Genomic DNA, 14459 nt, shown 5'->3' on the forward strand with positions numbered 1-14459 from the left:
TATTAAAAATGATATAATAAAAATAGTCATAAAAAGAAATGAGAAATGAGAAGTGAGAATATTGAATATTACATTATATAGAAAATATCGTCCTCAGAATTTCGATGAAATAGCGGGACAGGAATTTGTGACTCGTGCCATAAAAAATTCTTTGAGAGAAAATAAATTATCACACGCTTATTTATTTAACGGACCTCGTGGAGTTGGGAAAACTACGATTGCAAGACTTATTGCAAAAGGGGTAAATTGTTTAAACAGTGAAGATGTGACAGATTCTCCTTGCGGAGTTTGCGAGAACTGTGTTGAAATTAGTAAAGGGATTTCTATGGACATGGTGGAAATTGACGCGGCATCCAATCGTGGAATTGACGAAATTAGGGAGTTAAAAGAAAAGATAAATTATAGACCCGTAAAAGGAAGAAAAAAAATTTATATAATTGATGAGGTTCATATGCTCACAAAAGAAGCATTCAATGCACTTTTAAAGACATTGGAAGAACCGCCGTCACATATAATATTTATTTTGGCTACAACTGAAATTGATAAAATTCCAGATACGGTTATTTCACGATGTCAAAGATATGATTTTTTACCAATTGATAAAAAAGATATAATAAAATTGTTAAAAAAAGTTGCTTTTAAAGAAGATATTGAAATTGATGAAGAAAGTCTGGATCTGATATATCAAAAGTCTGAAGGAAGTGCAAGAGACAGCTTTTCGATTTTTGAGCAAGTTGTGTCAAACTATTCTGGAGAAGCAATTGATATTTTAAAGACGCAAAAGGCATTGGGAGTCGTACCTGAAATTATTTTGAGAGAGTTTTTAGATTTAATCTTTCTCGCAAATAAAGAAAAACTTGTCGATTTTATTGATAAAATATGGGAAGACGGAGTTGTAATTGAAAATTTTTTAAAAGATTTTGCTTATTATTTGAAGGAGCAGTTTAGAAAAAGTAAAGATATTAAAGTAAATTTTTTACTCGATACAATAAGTTCAATTTATTTTACATTAAATGAATTTAAGTATGAAGAGGACAAAAGACTGCTTGGATATGTTTTGATTCATGAGTTATATAAAAATAATAGAGTTAAAGTTTTAGAAAAAAAACTAGAAAATTTTGAAAATCTTGATGTTGATGATGAAAAAAACTCATATGGAAACTCAAAAATTTTTGACTCAGAGGAAGCAAATGAAACTAAAAAAAGTTTTGAGAAAAAAGAAAAAGTTGATGACATTTCTAAAGAAAAAGAAGAGATTGTAGAAGAAGAATTGGAGTCTGAGGAAAATATTAATATTTCTATTTTTAGAAAAAAAATTAGAAGAATAATGTCTGAATTGAAAAATTTAAATACAGCTTTCTCAATTTATTTTCAAAATGCAAATTTTTTGAAAGTGGAAAAAAATATGCTCTATGTGGAAGTTGAAAATGACTTTATTAAAAATAAAATTATGGGGGAAGATAAGAAGGAAATAGAAGAAGCAATAAACAAAATTTGCAAAACTAATATTGAAGTGAAAGCCGTAGTTTTAAAAAATAAAGTTAAAAGTGAGAGCCAAAAATTTTTGGATAAGATGACGAATTTTTTTGAAGGAGAAATTTTGAAGCGAAAAAATAAAGAATAAAAAAATTAAAAACAAAAATAAATAAAAAGGAGATTTTTAATATGAAAATTAAAGTAATTTTGACAGAAACAATTAAAGGAATAGGAAAAAAAGACGAAATTATTGAAGTAAAAGATGGATATGCCAATAACTTTTTGTTAAATAAAAATAAAGCGGTTTTGGCAACGCCAGAAAATATTAATAAATTGCAGAAAAAAAATGAAAAAATAGAAAAAAATCGCGCGAGAGATGTAAAAGAAGCAAATGAATTAAAAAATATACTTGCAAAAAAAGAAGTTGTGCTAAAAGTTAAAGCTGGAGAAAATGGAAAAGTTTTTGGTTCAATTGGAGCAAAAGAAATTGCGGAAGCGATAAAAGAGCAATTAAATATTGAAATTGACAAAAAGAAAATTTCAAGTAATACAAGAGTGAAAGATTTGGGACTTCACATAGTTGAATTAAAACTTCATTCGGAAGTGAAAGGAAGCATAAAAGTAAAAGTTGAAGCAAAATAAATTTTTTAGGGGCAAAGGGGAAGAATGGATATAGATGATTTGAATTTGACTGATGAGAAAGTAAATGGCTTACCCGAAAAAACATATAGTATAAAAGCTGAAGAAGGATTGATTGGATCAATATTTTTAAAACCAAAAATTATGTCTGAAATCTTGGAAATCGTAAATGAAGAAGATTTTTATAAGGGAAGTCACAAAATATTATTTAATGAGATGAAAAAGGCTCACGAGAGTGGGAAAATTATAGAAGTTCTCGTAATTATCGAACTTTTGAAAAAAAATAATCTTTTGGAAGAAGTCGGTGGAGAAGACACCATTTATGATTTTACAGAAGTTGTTTCAACAGCGGCAAATGCGACAACTTATGCCAGAATAATAAAAGAAAAATCAATTCAAAGACAGCTTATTGATGTTGGAGAAGAAATTATAAAATTGTCGCAAAATAGTTATAATAGTATAGAAAAGATCATAGATGATGCCGAAAAGAAAATCTTTGAAATTTCTAAAAAAAAGCAGCATCAGGAAATCATAAAAGTTGGGGAATTAGCGGATAAAAAATTAAAGTTATTGGATGAATATCAAAATTCGACGAGTGAATTAAGTGGAATACCTACAGGATATTCTGCTTTTGACCAGATGACGGGTGGTCTTCATGGATCTGACTTAATGATTCTTGCGGCTAGACCAGCTATGGGGAAAACAGCGTTCGCACTAAATCTTGCGATAAGTGTCGCAAAACAAAATAAGCATGTTTTAGTCTATAGTTTGGAGATGGGAAATGAGCAGCTGTTTGACAGAATTTTATCAATTACTGCGGGGATAAGGTTGAAATCATTAAAAGATAATATGCTCAAGAGTGAAGAAATGTATAGAATGGGAGAAGTTTTTGGTGAGATTACTGAAATGCCATTTTATATCTCAGATTCCGCAAGTGTAAATATGATGGAATTAAAGTCAACGGCACGTAGATTAAAATCGGAAGGAAAACTTGATTTTCTTTTAATTGATTATTTGCAGCTTATAAGCCCGCAGGAAGGCTATAGAAAAAGCAGAGAACAGGAAATATCAGAAATTTCCCGTTCACTAAAACTTCTTGCAAAAGAACTAAATATACCAATTTTGACTTTGTCACAGCTTTCTAGGGGAGTGGAGCAGAGAAATGATAAAAGACCGATGTTATCTGACTTGAGAGAATCTGGAGCAATAGAACAAGATGCGGATATGGTAATGTTTTTATATCGTGACAGTTATTACAAAAAAAATAATTTTGATGATGAAGAAGAAAGTGAATCTTCTAACAGTGATAATAATAACAATAGCGAAGAGAATGAAAAAGGCGAAGAGGTGGAATTAATCATTGGAAAACATAGAAGCGGACCAATTGGAACAGTAAAATTATCATTTGAAGCTTCGTATCAAAGATTTTTGAATATAAAGAGTGACAAATATTTACCGCCGTCTGAATAAAAAAATTTGGATACGACAAACAATTAAAAAAATAAGGAGAAGAGATGAAAAAGAGAAAAAGAGTAGAATTACTAGCACCTGCTGGAAATATGGAAAAGTTGAAAAGTGCTTTTCATTTTGGAGCGGATGCTTGTTTTATTGGAGGAAATGCCTTTAATTTAAGAGGGATGTCCTCTAATTTTAACAACAAGGAATTAAAACAAGCTATTGATTATGCTCACAGCTTGGGGAAAAAAGTGTATGTGACACTGAATATTTTTGCTCACAATGCAGAAATTGAATATATGCCAAGATTTATAAAAAAACTGGAGGAATATGGGGCAGATGCGGCAATCGTAGCCGATCTTGGAGTTTTTCAGCTAGTTAGAGAATATGCGCCAAACTTGAGAATACATGTCAGCACACAAGCCAATAATACGAACTGGATGAGTGTCAAAACTTGGAAAGAGATGGGAGCTAAAAGAGTTATTTTGGCAAGAGAAATGTCACTAAACGAAATTAAAAAAATTCGTGAAAAAGTGCCAGATGTTGAAATAGAAGTGTTTATTCATGGGGCGATGTGCATGACTTATTCGGGAAGATGTTTACTTAGTAACTATTTTACCGGAAGAGATTCCAACCGTGGAATTTGTGCACAGGATTGTCGTTGGAACTATAAAGTTATTGCTGAAGGGCATGAAGAAACTGGGGCGCATGATATTATAGAAAATGAAGATGGAACATTTATGTTTAATGCAAAAGATTTGTGTACGATTGAATTTATTGATAAAATTATTGAAGCAGGAGTGGATTCGCTAAAAATTGAAGGAAGAATGAAAAGTATTTATTACAATTCAACAGTTGTAAAACAGTATAAAAGAGCATTAGATTCTTATTATTCAGGAAGTTATAAATTTGATGAAGACTGGCTAAAAGAGCTTAAAACAATTAGTCACAGACAGTATTCAAATGGGTTTTTCTTGTACAACTGAAAAAGATCAAAATTACAAGACTGGACTTTCATATAGTCAAACATACAGATTGATTGCAAATGTGTTAGAAAAAGTTGATACGAATAGATATAAAATTCAAATTAGAAATCAAGTCTTTGCAACGCAGGAATTGGAACTTGTGAGACCAGAGTCAGAAGTTGTAAAATTTAAAGTAAAAAACTTTTTCAATACAAAAAAAGAAAAGTACGAAGATCATGTGAATCCTAATACGATTGCAATTATAGAAACTGAAGTTGAAATGGGATCGATGGATTTATTAAGAATAAAACTTCCAGAAGGAAAGTCAGATAGCGATATAGATAAAGAAAATTTCTAATTTTAAATTTTTATAATTTTTATTTAATTAAAAGTTTAACAGAATAAAAGCAAAATTCAGAAAAATTATCTATCTTAATCTATTTATAATTACTTTTTATCTAAAAATTATTATAAAAAAAAGATAAAAGTGTATACAAATTTTAAAAAATAAGGTATAATAATTAGAACGAATTGAAATTTTTTTTATGAAATTTCTGACAAATTAAAATAAAAGTGGTGATAAATGATGAAAGAAAAAATATTGGTTGTGGAAGACGACCCAAAAATTTCAAGACTTCTTGAAATTGAATTAAAATTTGAAGGTTTTGATGTTTTTTTTGCATATGACGGTAAAGAAGGTTTAAATATGGCTAAATATGGTTCATATGACTTAATTTTACTAGATGTAATGCTTCCAAAAATGAGCGGAATGGAAGTTTGTAAAAGGGTAAGAGAAACTTCGCAAGTGCCTATAATTATGCTTACCGCTAAAGATGAAATAAGTGATAAAGTGGTTGGATTTGATTATGGAGCTGACGACTATATGACTAAACCGTTTTCAAATGAAGAATTACTTGCAAGAATAAAAGCTTTATTAAGAAGAACTAAAAAAGCGGTCGATCACAAAGGACTTTTTGAATTTGAAGACCTGACCATAAATTATTCGACTTATGAGATTTTTAGAGGTTATGGAAAAGATTTGATTCAGCTGTCTAAAAGAGAATTTGAATTACTTGACTTTTTAGTTCTGAATAAAGGGATTGTTTTATCGAGAGATAAAATATTGGAAGAAGTTTGGGGATTTGATTATATTGGAAATGATAACATTTTGGATTTATATATCAAATATTTGAGAGATAAAATTGACAGACCTTACGAAAGAAGATTTATTCAAACCGTGAGAGGAATTGGATTTATCTTTAAATAAGGGGTTAAATTATGAGAAATTTAAAATTAGAAGACCGTATTTCTTTGAACTATGTTCTTCTATTTTTGGTATTGATATTATTTTCAAATGTTATTTTAGTATATTCACTGCAAAGACAGTCAAAAAAAAATTTAGTGTCTTTGGCACAAAATAAAATAGAAGATATAAACAGTTTTTTGGATAAAGTTACTGTATTTTCAAGAAAAACAAATGAACTTACATTTGATTTTAACCCACAAGTTATGGAAGGAGGAAAAATTATTTACTTAAAGCCTTTTAATCCTGGGGAAGAAGGTTATCTGTACGTTCTTGAAATGAAAAGAAATAACAGTAGTGCAATTCCAATAAATACAATTGGTGGAACTGATACAGAAGAAGCTAGTGCAACAAACGAAGAAATCGTAAAAATGCTGGAAAAATTTAATTTAAGAGAAAATGAGGCAAATGGAAAAACTATTGACTTGGGTAGTGAAAATAAATATTTTGCTTTTAAAGTTGCAAGAAATATAAAGCATTATGATTTCAATATCTATGTATTAAAAAATATTTCACAGGAAAATAAAATTTATAAAAGACTGGAATATCTCGTAATTTTATTTACGATAATAGGAGCAGTTCTTACGATAATCGTGTCAAAAATAGTCAGCAGAAGAATCTTAAAACCTATTAAAAGTGTAATAAAAACGGCAAAAAGTATTACAAGTGAAGATTTGAGCCAAAGAATAGAAGTTCCAAAAAGTGAAGATGAACTTCAGACATTGACTCTAATTATAAATGAGATGCTAGATAGAATTGAGATTTCTTTTGGAAATCAGAAAAAATTTGTGTCAGATGCATCGCATGAGCTTAGAACGCCACTTGCAATAATAAAGGGTTATGCGGAAATAATTAAAAAGCGTAGACTTACAAATGAAGAAATTTTTGAGGAATCAATCGATTCAATTATAAACGAAACTGATAATATGCGAAATTTAATTCAAAAATTGCTGTTTTTGGCAAAAGGTGAGATTACAAAAATTAATACAAAATTTGTTGAAATTGATGCCAATGAAATGGTTAGGCAAATTTATTTGGATACAAAAGTTTCAACAAAAACTCACGAAATCCACTTAAAAGAGGGAGAAAATTTTAAAATAAACGGAGATGAAACTTTGCTTCAACAGGCGATTAGGGCGATAATTGAAAATGCGACAAAATATTCGGAAGAAAATACAAATATTTATATTGAGTCAGAAATAAGAAATGGAAATGGTGTAATTTCTATTCGTGATGAAGGTGTCGGAATTTCAAAAGAAGATACGAAGCGAATCTTTGACAGATTTTACAGAGTTGACTTATCGAGAACTAAAGCGACTGGAGGAACTGGACTTGGACTTGCAATTGTGAAAAGAATAATTGAAATTCATAATGGAAAAATAGAAATTGATTCTGAAATGGGAAAAGGAACTAAAATTTCTATAGTTTTGCCAATAAATGAAAAAGAAATTATGGCTAAAAATGAAAAATCTAATAAAAAAGATAGAACAAAAGAAAAGTCAAGTTCTTTTTTTAAGTTTTTGAAAAAAAGAAAGATAAAAAATAAAAAAGAAAAAATAAAATAAAGCAACAAAAAAAGTGAAAAAAATGAAAAAAGAAAGGAATAAAAATAATAAAAATGGCTAGAAAATATTTTGGAACAGACGGAATGCGTGGAGAAGCCAACAAGGATTTAACTATTGATTTAGTTGGAAATTTGGGACTTGCTCTTGGATATTATTTAAAAAAACATAGAAAAAAAGCGGGAAAACCAAGAATTATCTTGGGAACTGATACAAGGATTTCAGGATATATGATAAGATCAGCATTATCTGCTGGATTAAATTCAATGGGAGTGCATATTGATTTTGTCGGAGTGCTTCCAACACCTGGTGTTTGTTATTTGACAAGAAAATTAAAAGCTGATGCGGGAATTATGATCTCTGCTTCACACAATCCAGTAAAAGATAATGGAATTAAAATTTTTAGCTCAAACGGCTATAAACTTCCAGATAATGTTGAAGAAGAAATAGAAGCGCTTATGGAAGACAGGGAAAAATTATTGAAACATCAAATTGCTGGAGATGATTTAGGAAGATTCAAGTATGTTGAAGACGATATGAGAATTTATTTGGACTTTTTGGCTTCAACTGTGAAAACAAGTTTTAAAGGCTTGAAAATTGTAATTGATGCAGCGAATGGTGCAGCATATAGAGTAGCTTCAAAAATTTATCAAAAACTTGGAGCGGACATTATTGTAATAAACAACATTCCAAATGGAAAAAATATAAATGTAAACTGTGGTTCAACTCATCCGGAGCTTTTGCAGGAAGTTGTAAAAGTATATAAAGCTGACTTGGGACTTGCATTTGACGGAGACGCGGACAGACTTATTGCAGTTGACCACGAAGGAAATGTAATTAATGGAGATTTAGTAATTGCTATAATCGCTAGATATTTTAAAAAAAGAGGACTTTTGAATGACAACAAAGTAGTTACAACAGTTCTAAGCAACATGGGATTTGAAAAATATCTGGACGAGCAGGGAATTGGATTAATTAGAGCAAATGTTGGAGATAGATATGTTCTTGAAAAAATGAAAGAATATGGTCTAAATATTGGTGGAGAGCAATCTGGACATATTTTGATGTTGGATTACAACACGACTGGAGATGGAGTTTTATCCTCAATTCAGTTAGTTTCAGCAATTTTAGAAAGTGGAAAAACATTGAATGAATTAGTAAAAGATATAAAACTGTGGCCACAAGATTCTAAAAATATAATGGTTTCTAAGGAGAAAAAAGCAACTTGGGAAACAAATAAAGAATTGATGGATTTTATAAGAGAAAAACAAAAAGAGATTGCTGGAAAAGGTAGAATCTTAGTGAGAGCGTCTGGAACTGAATCACTTATTAGAGTGATGGTTGAAGCGGAAAAACAAGAAATTGTGGATAAATATATCAAAGAATTGGCAAAAAAAGTTGAAGAGGTTTTGGGATAAGTTGATTGAATTATAAAAATAAGGCTAGATAAAATTCTAGTCTTTTTCTTTTTAATGAAATAGGAAATTAAGTTAAGTTTACAAAAATTATGTCCACTCTTTGTATTTTGTATATTGCTTGTATATTGTGTGTATATTGTAGGCATACACTTCTATACTTTTCCATACTTTTTTCAAAATAAAAACCCCTGAAAACCAGTGTTTCCAAGGGCATATAAAATAATAAAATTATCTTTTTGAGAATTTTAAAGAGTATTTAAACACCTATAAATTCTACATTTTCAATTTTATTTGTATATTGTTTGTATATTGTAATTTTATACTAAAAAACTCTATCAATATTTATGATATTGACAGAGTCATTATAAATCTTATTACATTTTCATTTTATCACAGATAACTTGAAAATACAATGGAGTTAAAATGAAAAATTTAAAAATCAAAAACTTAGATGAAAAAGATATTCGGAATTTAAAAGAAATTAAAACTATAGAGCTGGAAGAAATGAAACTTCAGGATTTGAAAATTCTGAAAGTTAAGATTGAAATAGCTATTAAGAATATAGAAAAATAAGAGCCATATTAGGCTCTTTATTTGCTTTTCTTTTTTGTATTTATTGTTTTAGTACTTTTCTTTGCAAGTTGTTTTTCTCTTTTTGGATTTGTTTTATTCCTTTTTTAGGTGTCGGAAGTTCTTCAGGAGCTACCCCACTAATTTCAATCATTGTTTCTCTTACTTTTTCACCTATTTTAAAATGTGTATTGTTTGCCTGTTCTTCTCCATTTACATCACCTTTTTTTAATCGCTCTTCAGTTTGAGTTATTCTAAAATAATTGGCTGCTAATTCCGTAGACCCCATATGATCAAGTATTTGCTCATTCTTTCCAAGATTTTTCCTTTTCTTTATATCTATTGCAGTTTCTCCGTTATACAAACCTTTATAGCCAAAATTTTGAAATTTTCCAAAGTTTTGAACTCCTACATTTTGAGCTTCTTTAGCAAGCAATTTATTAAATCCTTTAACATCGCTTCTCAATTTCAATCTACGTTCATCTTCGGAAAGTTCTTCAAATTCAGATTCAACAATTTCTTGTTTTCTTGTTTGAATGGCAAAGTATTGTTGTCCTAATGCAATGGCTTTTTTTCTTGGATTACCATTTTGTACAAGTATATAGCAAGCATATCTTGTCAGTTTATAATCTTCTATAGTTTTTTTTGAAATTCCCGCTTCTACGATTTTGATGTCAACATCAAAATGGTCGGAAACCTTAATATTACTATTTTCTAATGAAGTTATAGATTTATTAATTAATTTTTCAAAATTTCTCCAATTTGTATATTCCAATATTGTCATCAGTTCTCTTGCATACCAAAATTCAATTCCATTTTCATCCAAGTGTTTAATATCTTCAAACATACTAACGTTGTATTCTCTTAAATCACCCATAATTATAATTTCTCCTCTATATTTTATTATTAACAATGTGTATTCTTTCTGATTCTGTTATGCTATTCCTTTCCATTCAAATACCCCGTTATCTTTTCTATTTGCCTGTCGCTCAGCTTACTAATTTCTCTAGCATACAATAAACTTAATTTCTGCTGTTTTTCGTTTAATGAATCTAATCTTATTCTCATTTCACCTGAATAAATACTTATAGCCTGTAAAATTTTTTCTTTATCATTATCACTTAGCTGATAAATTTTGAAAAGTTTTTCCGCAAGATCCTTTGGAATATTTCTTTTTCCGTTTTCAATTGCTGATAAATACGAAACAGAGATTTCAAGTTTACAAGCCATATCAGAAGAAATTTCGTCATTGTCAATTCTGATTTTTCTAAGTTTTTTTCCTAAATTTGTAACTCCTTTAGTTTTCATATCTACTCCCTGCTTTCCTTCTTTTGAATACATCATATCAAGTATTTTTATTTTTGTCAACAATTTTGAAAATAAATTTTACAAATTTGTAAAATATACTTTTCACTCTATTTTTAAAATATTGTGACTTTTTCATTCCACAAAAAAAGATAGCCATTTCTGGCTACCCCAATATCTTACAAAAATATTTTCACAAGTTTTTTCTTGTTTTTCTTTACAGTTTCATCACTTTCTTCAAATACTCCGAATCTATCGAATCCAACAGTTATCATTAAAGCGACAAAGTTTGTACCTATCAGAAGTATTAAATCTTCTGTCTTCGACTTTTCTTCTATGGAATCAAATATTTCTTTTTTGCTTTCGCTCTTTAGCTCGCTCCGTAATAAATTTAGATTCTGCCTTCTTTGATAGCCTCTTAATTTCAGCGTGATTGCTGAATTTAAAAATACCAGTGCAAACATTACGATTGCAAACTTCCTACTTCTGTGATATATTTTCATTTTTATCATCCCTCTTCTTGACAAATCCGAGCTTTTCCAGCAGAAGCTCCAAAAATCCTGTGCTTATGCCATACCTTTTCTGATTTACTGTTTCCAGCAAAGCTTCTCCAAAAAATCCTAAAACAGGACTCCAAGGATATAGAAATCCTGCCTTAAAATGCCCCACCACTTTGTTAAGAGATAGAGCAATAGCCATTGTCATTCCAGCAACGGCTATTCTTTTTATGTACGGTTTTACTGGCTGATTGTCTATCATTTTCTGTGCAACTACGCCAAACAGCACTCCTGAAAAAAAGAGTATAAGGAAAAGTCCGTGATTGTCTATTATTACCTTTAAATCCTCTATCATTGATTATGCTCCTTATATTCCTATTGCTCTTTTTTCTTCTCCAAGTATTTTGTGTATTATTTCATCCACATTTACAGTTTTTTCAAGTGTTTCAGCACCCTTTAGTAATAAATCTTCAGTAAATTTCTCAATGTCATCAGGAATATATGGGTTGTTTATCTCTTGCACTTTTTTTATAAAATCCTTAAACTTCCCAAAAAAGTTATTCTTAACAGCTTCCAGTTTTTCTATTCCTTTTTTAGCTCCAAAAACTATTTCCTTTTCCAGCACTTCTTTTCTGGTAAAATCTACCAGCATTCCTATTAAAATTACTTGTAACTGTTTATCCATTTTTATCATCTCCTAAAAAATTATTTTCTTGTTTTCCCATTTCTTGTATGCATCTAAGTACATCTCATCTTTGTCTCCATTGTATGTAAGTTCATAATACATTCCATCTGAAATAGTTGTACTCAATAATGCTTTTGCATTCTGCAATGTTTTACAGTGCCATACCACAAATACATCTTCCTTTTTTAATTCAAATTTATCTGTCTTGTCACTTCTGCTATTAAAATATTTTGTCACTTCTTCTCTGCAAATATCCTGAAATTTATTAAAATCCATTGCTTTTCCTCCTAAAATTTATAAAATTAATTCTAAGCCACCTAACAAGCGTTTTAAGACAAATCAACTCATTAGGTAATCAACAATCAAGAGTATTTTTATGCTCTTATTCAGCCTGTATCAAAGCCGTTTTTAGAGCGATTTTAAATAATTTTCTTTTCTGTCCACTCTGTTGAGCCATCCTTTTAAAAAAACTTTTTGCGATGGTCTATTTGCTACTATCACTTTATAATATCGTCTCTGCAAATCGTGATATTTTTCCAAAAATTTATTTTCATCAACTTCATTTAACGCAGCTAAACTTTTTTCTCCTAAAATTCCGTCCACTCTCAAATCAAATCCCAGTTCATTCAGTGCAACCTGTGCTTTTTTAGCTCCCCAGTTTCCAGCGTTTACTACAAAGTCGCAAATTGATAAAGCTATCTTGTCCGATTTTAAAGTATCAAGCCCATTTTTGTGATAATATTTTTTGTTATAAATATCTCTTGCTATATCAAGCGGCATGTCTCTCATTTCACCTTTGTATCCATATTTTCTAGCTTCTGATTCTATAATTCCATATTTTGTTTTCCCTCCTCTATCATTTTTGTCATTTGAGTATCCACCTTCGACTTTCAGCAAATAATCAAAAATTTTCTCAAATCTGTCCATCTACATCACTTCCTTTACTTCTTCGACATTTAATATTATGTTATCTTTTTCAAATTTTATCCCAACAACTTTATATTTTTTACCGTCTAATTCAATCTCTGTGCATATCAATTTTTCTATATTCATTCAAATCACTCCTTTTCTAATTTTGAAAAAAATCTTTTACATTTAACTCTAACATTTGCTCAATATTATATCTATTGATTCCCACTACTGCCATTTGTTCTGCTACATCTGCAATTTCAATTATATCTTGAATCTTTGTGGCTAAATCTTTTAATTCCGTTCTATTCAACTCAATAAATTCAACCATTTTTTGGTCATTTAAGACTTTTACTTTTTCAATGTTTTCTTGCTCTAAAGTCCACATTAGCGACATTTTAAGAGACAAACTGTTTCTGTTTCTTTCGTTGTTCTCGAAAGTATATTTTTTACTACTTTTTTCGATTCCAAGTGTCTGATTCAAAAAGTTTGATTTAGCTTCTGCTAAGTCTTTTAACGCTTTTTCTCTTAACTCTTTTAATTTTTTATTTAACAAATCATTGTCAACTTTCCAAGTGTGAGAGTCTTTATCCCATACACTCCACTCGTTCGGCTTTGTAACAGTTTTTATTTCTTCGCTCTCTAAATATTGTCCGTCTGATAAAATTAATATTCCCGCTTGAACTTGTTCTGAAATATTCATTTCTCTAATTTTTCCATTTTCAATAATTGGATTTTTAATTTCCGTGTAGGATATAAAATTTTCCCCTTCTCTATATTCGCTACAATATTTCAATTTATCAGCCTCAAATTTTTTCTGTGATGGTGCTAGAAATATTCCTATTATATTCCCATTTTTATCGTATAAATATATTCTAAATCCTTCCATTCTTATCACTCCATTTCTTTAATTTTATCCTGTGCTAACTTATGAATTTGCACGAATTTATAGATTAACTACTTAGCTAAATAAACAGCATTAATATACAACGCAGAAATTGTTTTTGAACCGCCCCGCCATATAACATTACCATCTGTTTCTATGTGAGCCGCCCCGCCACTTGTGGAATTGATTAATCCGACCGGAACTGGTGTTCTAAAAATTGGACGAAATTTTTCAGGGATGTTAAAAAGGACATCCCCATAAGTCCGACCGTTATACACTTCGTTTGTATCTAAAATTAAGATACAAATGTTCCCGATTTTGTGAATTATGCCGACTGTGAGCCTCGGGTCTATTACGTAAGTTTCAACATTGAATAATTTTTCCAATTTGTCCGAAAGTCCAACATTCGTAATATCCACAAATTTAGTAATGTCAAAACTCGTACTCTTATGATTCTGTATACATTTATATATTTTCCCATCCGTTAAATCATTTATGTACCATTTCCCAGCTTCTTTGTTTTCGACTTTACTTACATATCCACCTAAAGATTGCCCTATTGCTTGTTTCCAAGTTTCTGAATTTATTGCATTTCCTGCTTCTGTGCCGAATTTAACAATTCCTGCTGTTGTGTCTGTTGCTACATCTGTATATTTTACCCTCTTAATTAATTCATCATCTATTATTTTATTGTCTTCAACAAAATCAATTCTCTTCGGATATTCATTCCCAAGCCATTGATTAAGTCCTAAACTTGTTTTATTTATTGCTGGCACATTAAATCACTTC

17 protein-coding genes and 1 pseudogene are annotated in these 14459 nt (G+C 29.9%); 8 read left to right on the forward strand and 10 right to left on the reverse strand.

All coding sequences use genetic code 11. The annotated features are described in order from the left end of the window. The first annotated feature begins 58 nt into the window (after nt 1–58). The 8 genes and pseudogenes from dnaX (at nt 59) to AB8B22_RS02755 (ending at nt 9391) form a co-directional block, all read left to right on the forward strand. Nucleotides 59–1624, forward strand: a complete 1566-nt coding sequence (gene dnaX, locus AB8B22_RS02720) for a DNA polymerase III subunit gamma/tau (protein WP_369711917.1) — start codon at nt 59–61, stop codon at nt 1622–1624. 41 nt (nt 1625–1665) lie between these two features. Beyond that, nucleotides 1666–2118, forward strand: a complete 453-nt coding sequence (gene rplI / locus AB8B22_RS02725; RefSeq protein ID WP_314082661.1) for a 50S ribosomal protein L9 — start codon at nt 1666–1668, stop codon at nt 2116–2118. A 24-nt stretch (nt 2119–2142) separates the two neighbouring features. After that, nucleotides 2143–3585 (forward strand): replicative DNA helicase, encoded by a 1443-nt coding sequence (dnaB, locus tag AB8B22_RS02730; RefSeq protein WP_094079074.1) that lies wholly within the window; start codon nt 2143–2145, stop codon nt 3583–3585. A gap of 44 nt (nt 3586–3629) precedes the next feature. Next, a pseudogene (locus tag AB8B22_RS02735) lies at nt 3630–4893 on the forward strand (peptidase U32 family protein). A 228-nt stretch (nt 4894–5121) separates the two neighbouring features. Further along, nucleotides 5122–5802: a response regulator transcription factor gene (locus AB8B22_RS02740; protein WP_094079072.1), complete on the forward strand. Its 681-nt coding sequence runs from the start codon at nt 5122–5124 to the stop codon at nt 5800–5802. A gap of 11 nt (nt 5803–5813) precedes the next feature. Further along, nucleotides 5814–7403 carry a sensor histidine kinase gene (locus tag AB8B22_RS02745; RefSeq protein WP_369711563.1) on the forward strand — a complete coding sequence of 530 codons (1590 nt, stop codon included), beginning with the start codon at nt 5814–5816 and terminating at the stop codon, nt 7401–7403. A 53-nt stretch (nt 7404–7456) separates the two neighbouring features. Next, nucleotides 7457–8818 (forward strand): phosphoglucosamine mutase, encoded by a 1362-nt coding sequence (gene glmM / locus AB8B22_RS02750; protein ID WP_094079070.1) that lies wholly within the window; start codon nt 7457–7459, stop codon nt 8816–8818. A gap of 423 nt (nt 8819–9241) precedes the next feature. After that, the gene (locus AB8B22_RS02755) at nt 9242–9391 is read left to right on the forward strand and encodes a hypothetical protein (protein ID WP_369711565.1); all 150 of its coding nucleotides are present in this window, start codon (nt 9242–9244) and stop codon (nt 9389–9391) included. A gap of 40 nt (nt 9392–9431) precedes the next feature. Here AB8B22_RS02755 and dinD read toward each other — a convergent pair whose 3' ends face one another. From dinD to AB8B22_RS02805, 10 genes are all read right to left on the reverse strand, one after another. Then, on the reverse strand, nt 9432–10265 hold the full coding sequence (gene dinD / locus AB8B22_RS02760) for a DNA damage-inducible protein D (protein ID WP_369711566.1): 834 nt from the start codon (nt 10263–10265) through the stop codon (nt 9432–9434). A 62-nt stretch (nt 10266–10327) separates the two neighbouring features. Further along, nucleotides 10328–10756: a helix-turn-helix domain-containing protein gene (locus AB8B22_RS02765; RefSeq protein WP_369711567.1), complete on the reverse strand. Its 429-nt coding sequence runs from the start codon at nt 10754–10756 to the stop codon at nt 10328–10330. Nucleotides 10757–10872: 116 nt separating this feature from the next. After that, the gene (locus tag AB8B22_RS02770) at nt 10873–11220 is read right to left on the reverse strand and encodes a hypothetical protein (protein WP_369711568.1); all 348 of its coding nucleotides are present in this window, start codon (nt 11218–11220) and stop codon (nt 10873–10875) included. Continuing rightward, entirely contained in the window at nt 11174–11545 is a 372-nt protein-coding gene (locus tag AB8B22_RS02775) for a hypothetical protein (protein WP_369711569.1), read from the reverse strand. The genes AB8B22_RS02770 and AB8B22_RS02775 overlap by 47 nt, the downstream gene beginning before the upstream one ends. Nucleotides 11546–11557: 12 nt before the next feature. After that, complete coding sequence (locus tag AB8B22_RS02780; protein ID WP_369711570.1) at nt 11558–11875, reverse strand: hypothetical protein; 318 nt, start codon at nt 11873–11875, stop codon at nt 11558–11560. A gap of 12 nt (nt 11876–11887) precedes the next feature. Beyond that, nucleotides 11888–12151, reverse strand: coding sequence for a DUF6275 family protein (locus AB8B22_RS02785; RefSeq protein WP_369711571.1), 264 nt, complete (start codon nt 12149–12151; stop codon nt 11888–11890). 132 nt (nt 12152–12283) lie between these two features. Next, nucleotides 12284–12802: a glycoside hydrolase family 108 protein gene (locus tag AB8B22_RS02790; protein ID WP_369711572.1), complete on the reverse strand. Its 519-nt coding sequence runs from the start codon at nt 12800–12802 to the stop codon at nt 12284–12286. Then, entirely contained in the window at nt 12803–12928 is a 126-nt protein-coding gene (locus tag AB8B22_RS02795; protein WP_369711573.1) for a hypothetical protein, read from the reverse strand. 16 nt (nt 12929–12944) lie between these two features. Beyond that, on the reverse strand, nt 12945–13673 hold the full coding sequence (locus AB8B22_RS02800) for a hypothetical protein (protein ID WP_369711575.1): 729 nt from the start codon (nt 13671–13673) through the stop codon (nt 12945–12947). Between the two features lie 68 nt (nt 13674–13741). Next, nucleotides 13742–14446, reverse strand: a complete 705-nt coding sequence (locus AB8B22_RS02805) for a hypothetical protein (protein WP_369711576.1) — start codon at nt 14444–14446, stop codon at nt 13742–13744. Between the last annotated feature and the right edge of the window lie 13 nt (nt 14447–14459).

The organism is Leptotrichia rugosa, from assembly GCF_041200005.1.
GTDB lineage: Bacteria > Fusobacteriota > Fusobacteriia > Fusobacteriales > Leptotrichiaceae > Leptotrichia > Leptotrichia rugosa.

Coding starts and splice junctions, on each gene's coding strand:
- AB8B22_RS02790 (WP_369711572.1), bottom strand. CDS start 12,802: ATGGACAGATTTGAGAAAATTTTTGATTATTTGCTGAAAGTCGAAGGT.
- AB8B22_RS02755 (WP_369711565.1), top strand. CDS start 9,242: ATGAAAAATTTAAAAATCAAAAACTTAGATGAAAAAGATATTCGGAAT.
- rplI (WP_314082661.1), top strand. CDS start 1,666: ATGAAAATTAAAGTAATTTTGACAGAAACAATTAAAGGAATAGGAAAA.
- AB8B22_RS02800 (WP_369711575.1), bottom strand. CDS start 13,673: ATGGAAGGATTTAGAATATATTTATACGATAAAAATGGGAATATAATA.
- glmM (WP_094079070.1), top strand. CDS start 7,457: ATGGCTAGAAAATATTTTGGAACAGACGGAATGCGTGGAGAAGCCAAC.
- AB8B22_RS02780 (WP_369711570.1), bottom strand. CDS start 11,875: ATGGATAAACAGTTACAAGTAATTTTAATAGGAATGCTGGTAGATTTT.
- dnaB (WP_094079074.1), top strand. CDS start 2,143: ATGGATATAGATGATTTGAATTTGACTGATGAGAAAGTAAATGGCTTA.
- dinD (WP_369711566.1), bottom strand. CDS start 10,265: ATGGGTGATTTAAGAGAATACAACGTTAGTATGTTTGAAGATATTAAA.
- AB8B22_RS02745 (WP_369711563.1), top strand. CDS start 5,814: ATGAGAAATTTAAAATTAGAAGACCGTATTTCTTTGAACTATGTTCTT.
- AB8B22_RS02740 (WP_094079072.1), top strand. CDS start 5,122: ATGAAAGAAAAAATATTGGTTGTGGAAGACGACCCAAAAATTTCAAGA.
- AB8B22_RS02795 (WP_369711573.1), bottom strand. CDS start 12,928: ATGAATATAGAAAAATTGATATGCACAGAGATTGAATTAGACGGTAAA.
- AB8B22_RS02785 (WP_369711571.1), bottom strand. CDS start 12,151: ATGGATTTTAATAAATTTCAGGATATTTGCAGAGAAGAAGTGACAAAA.
- AB8B22_RS02775 (WP_369711569.1), bottom strand. CDS start 11,545: ATGATAGAGGATTTAAAGGTAATAATAGACAATCACGGACTTTTCCTT.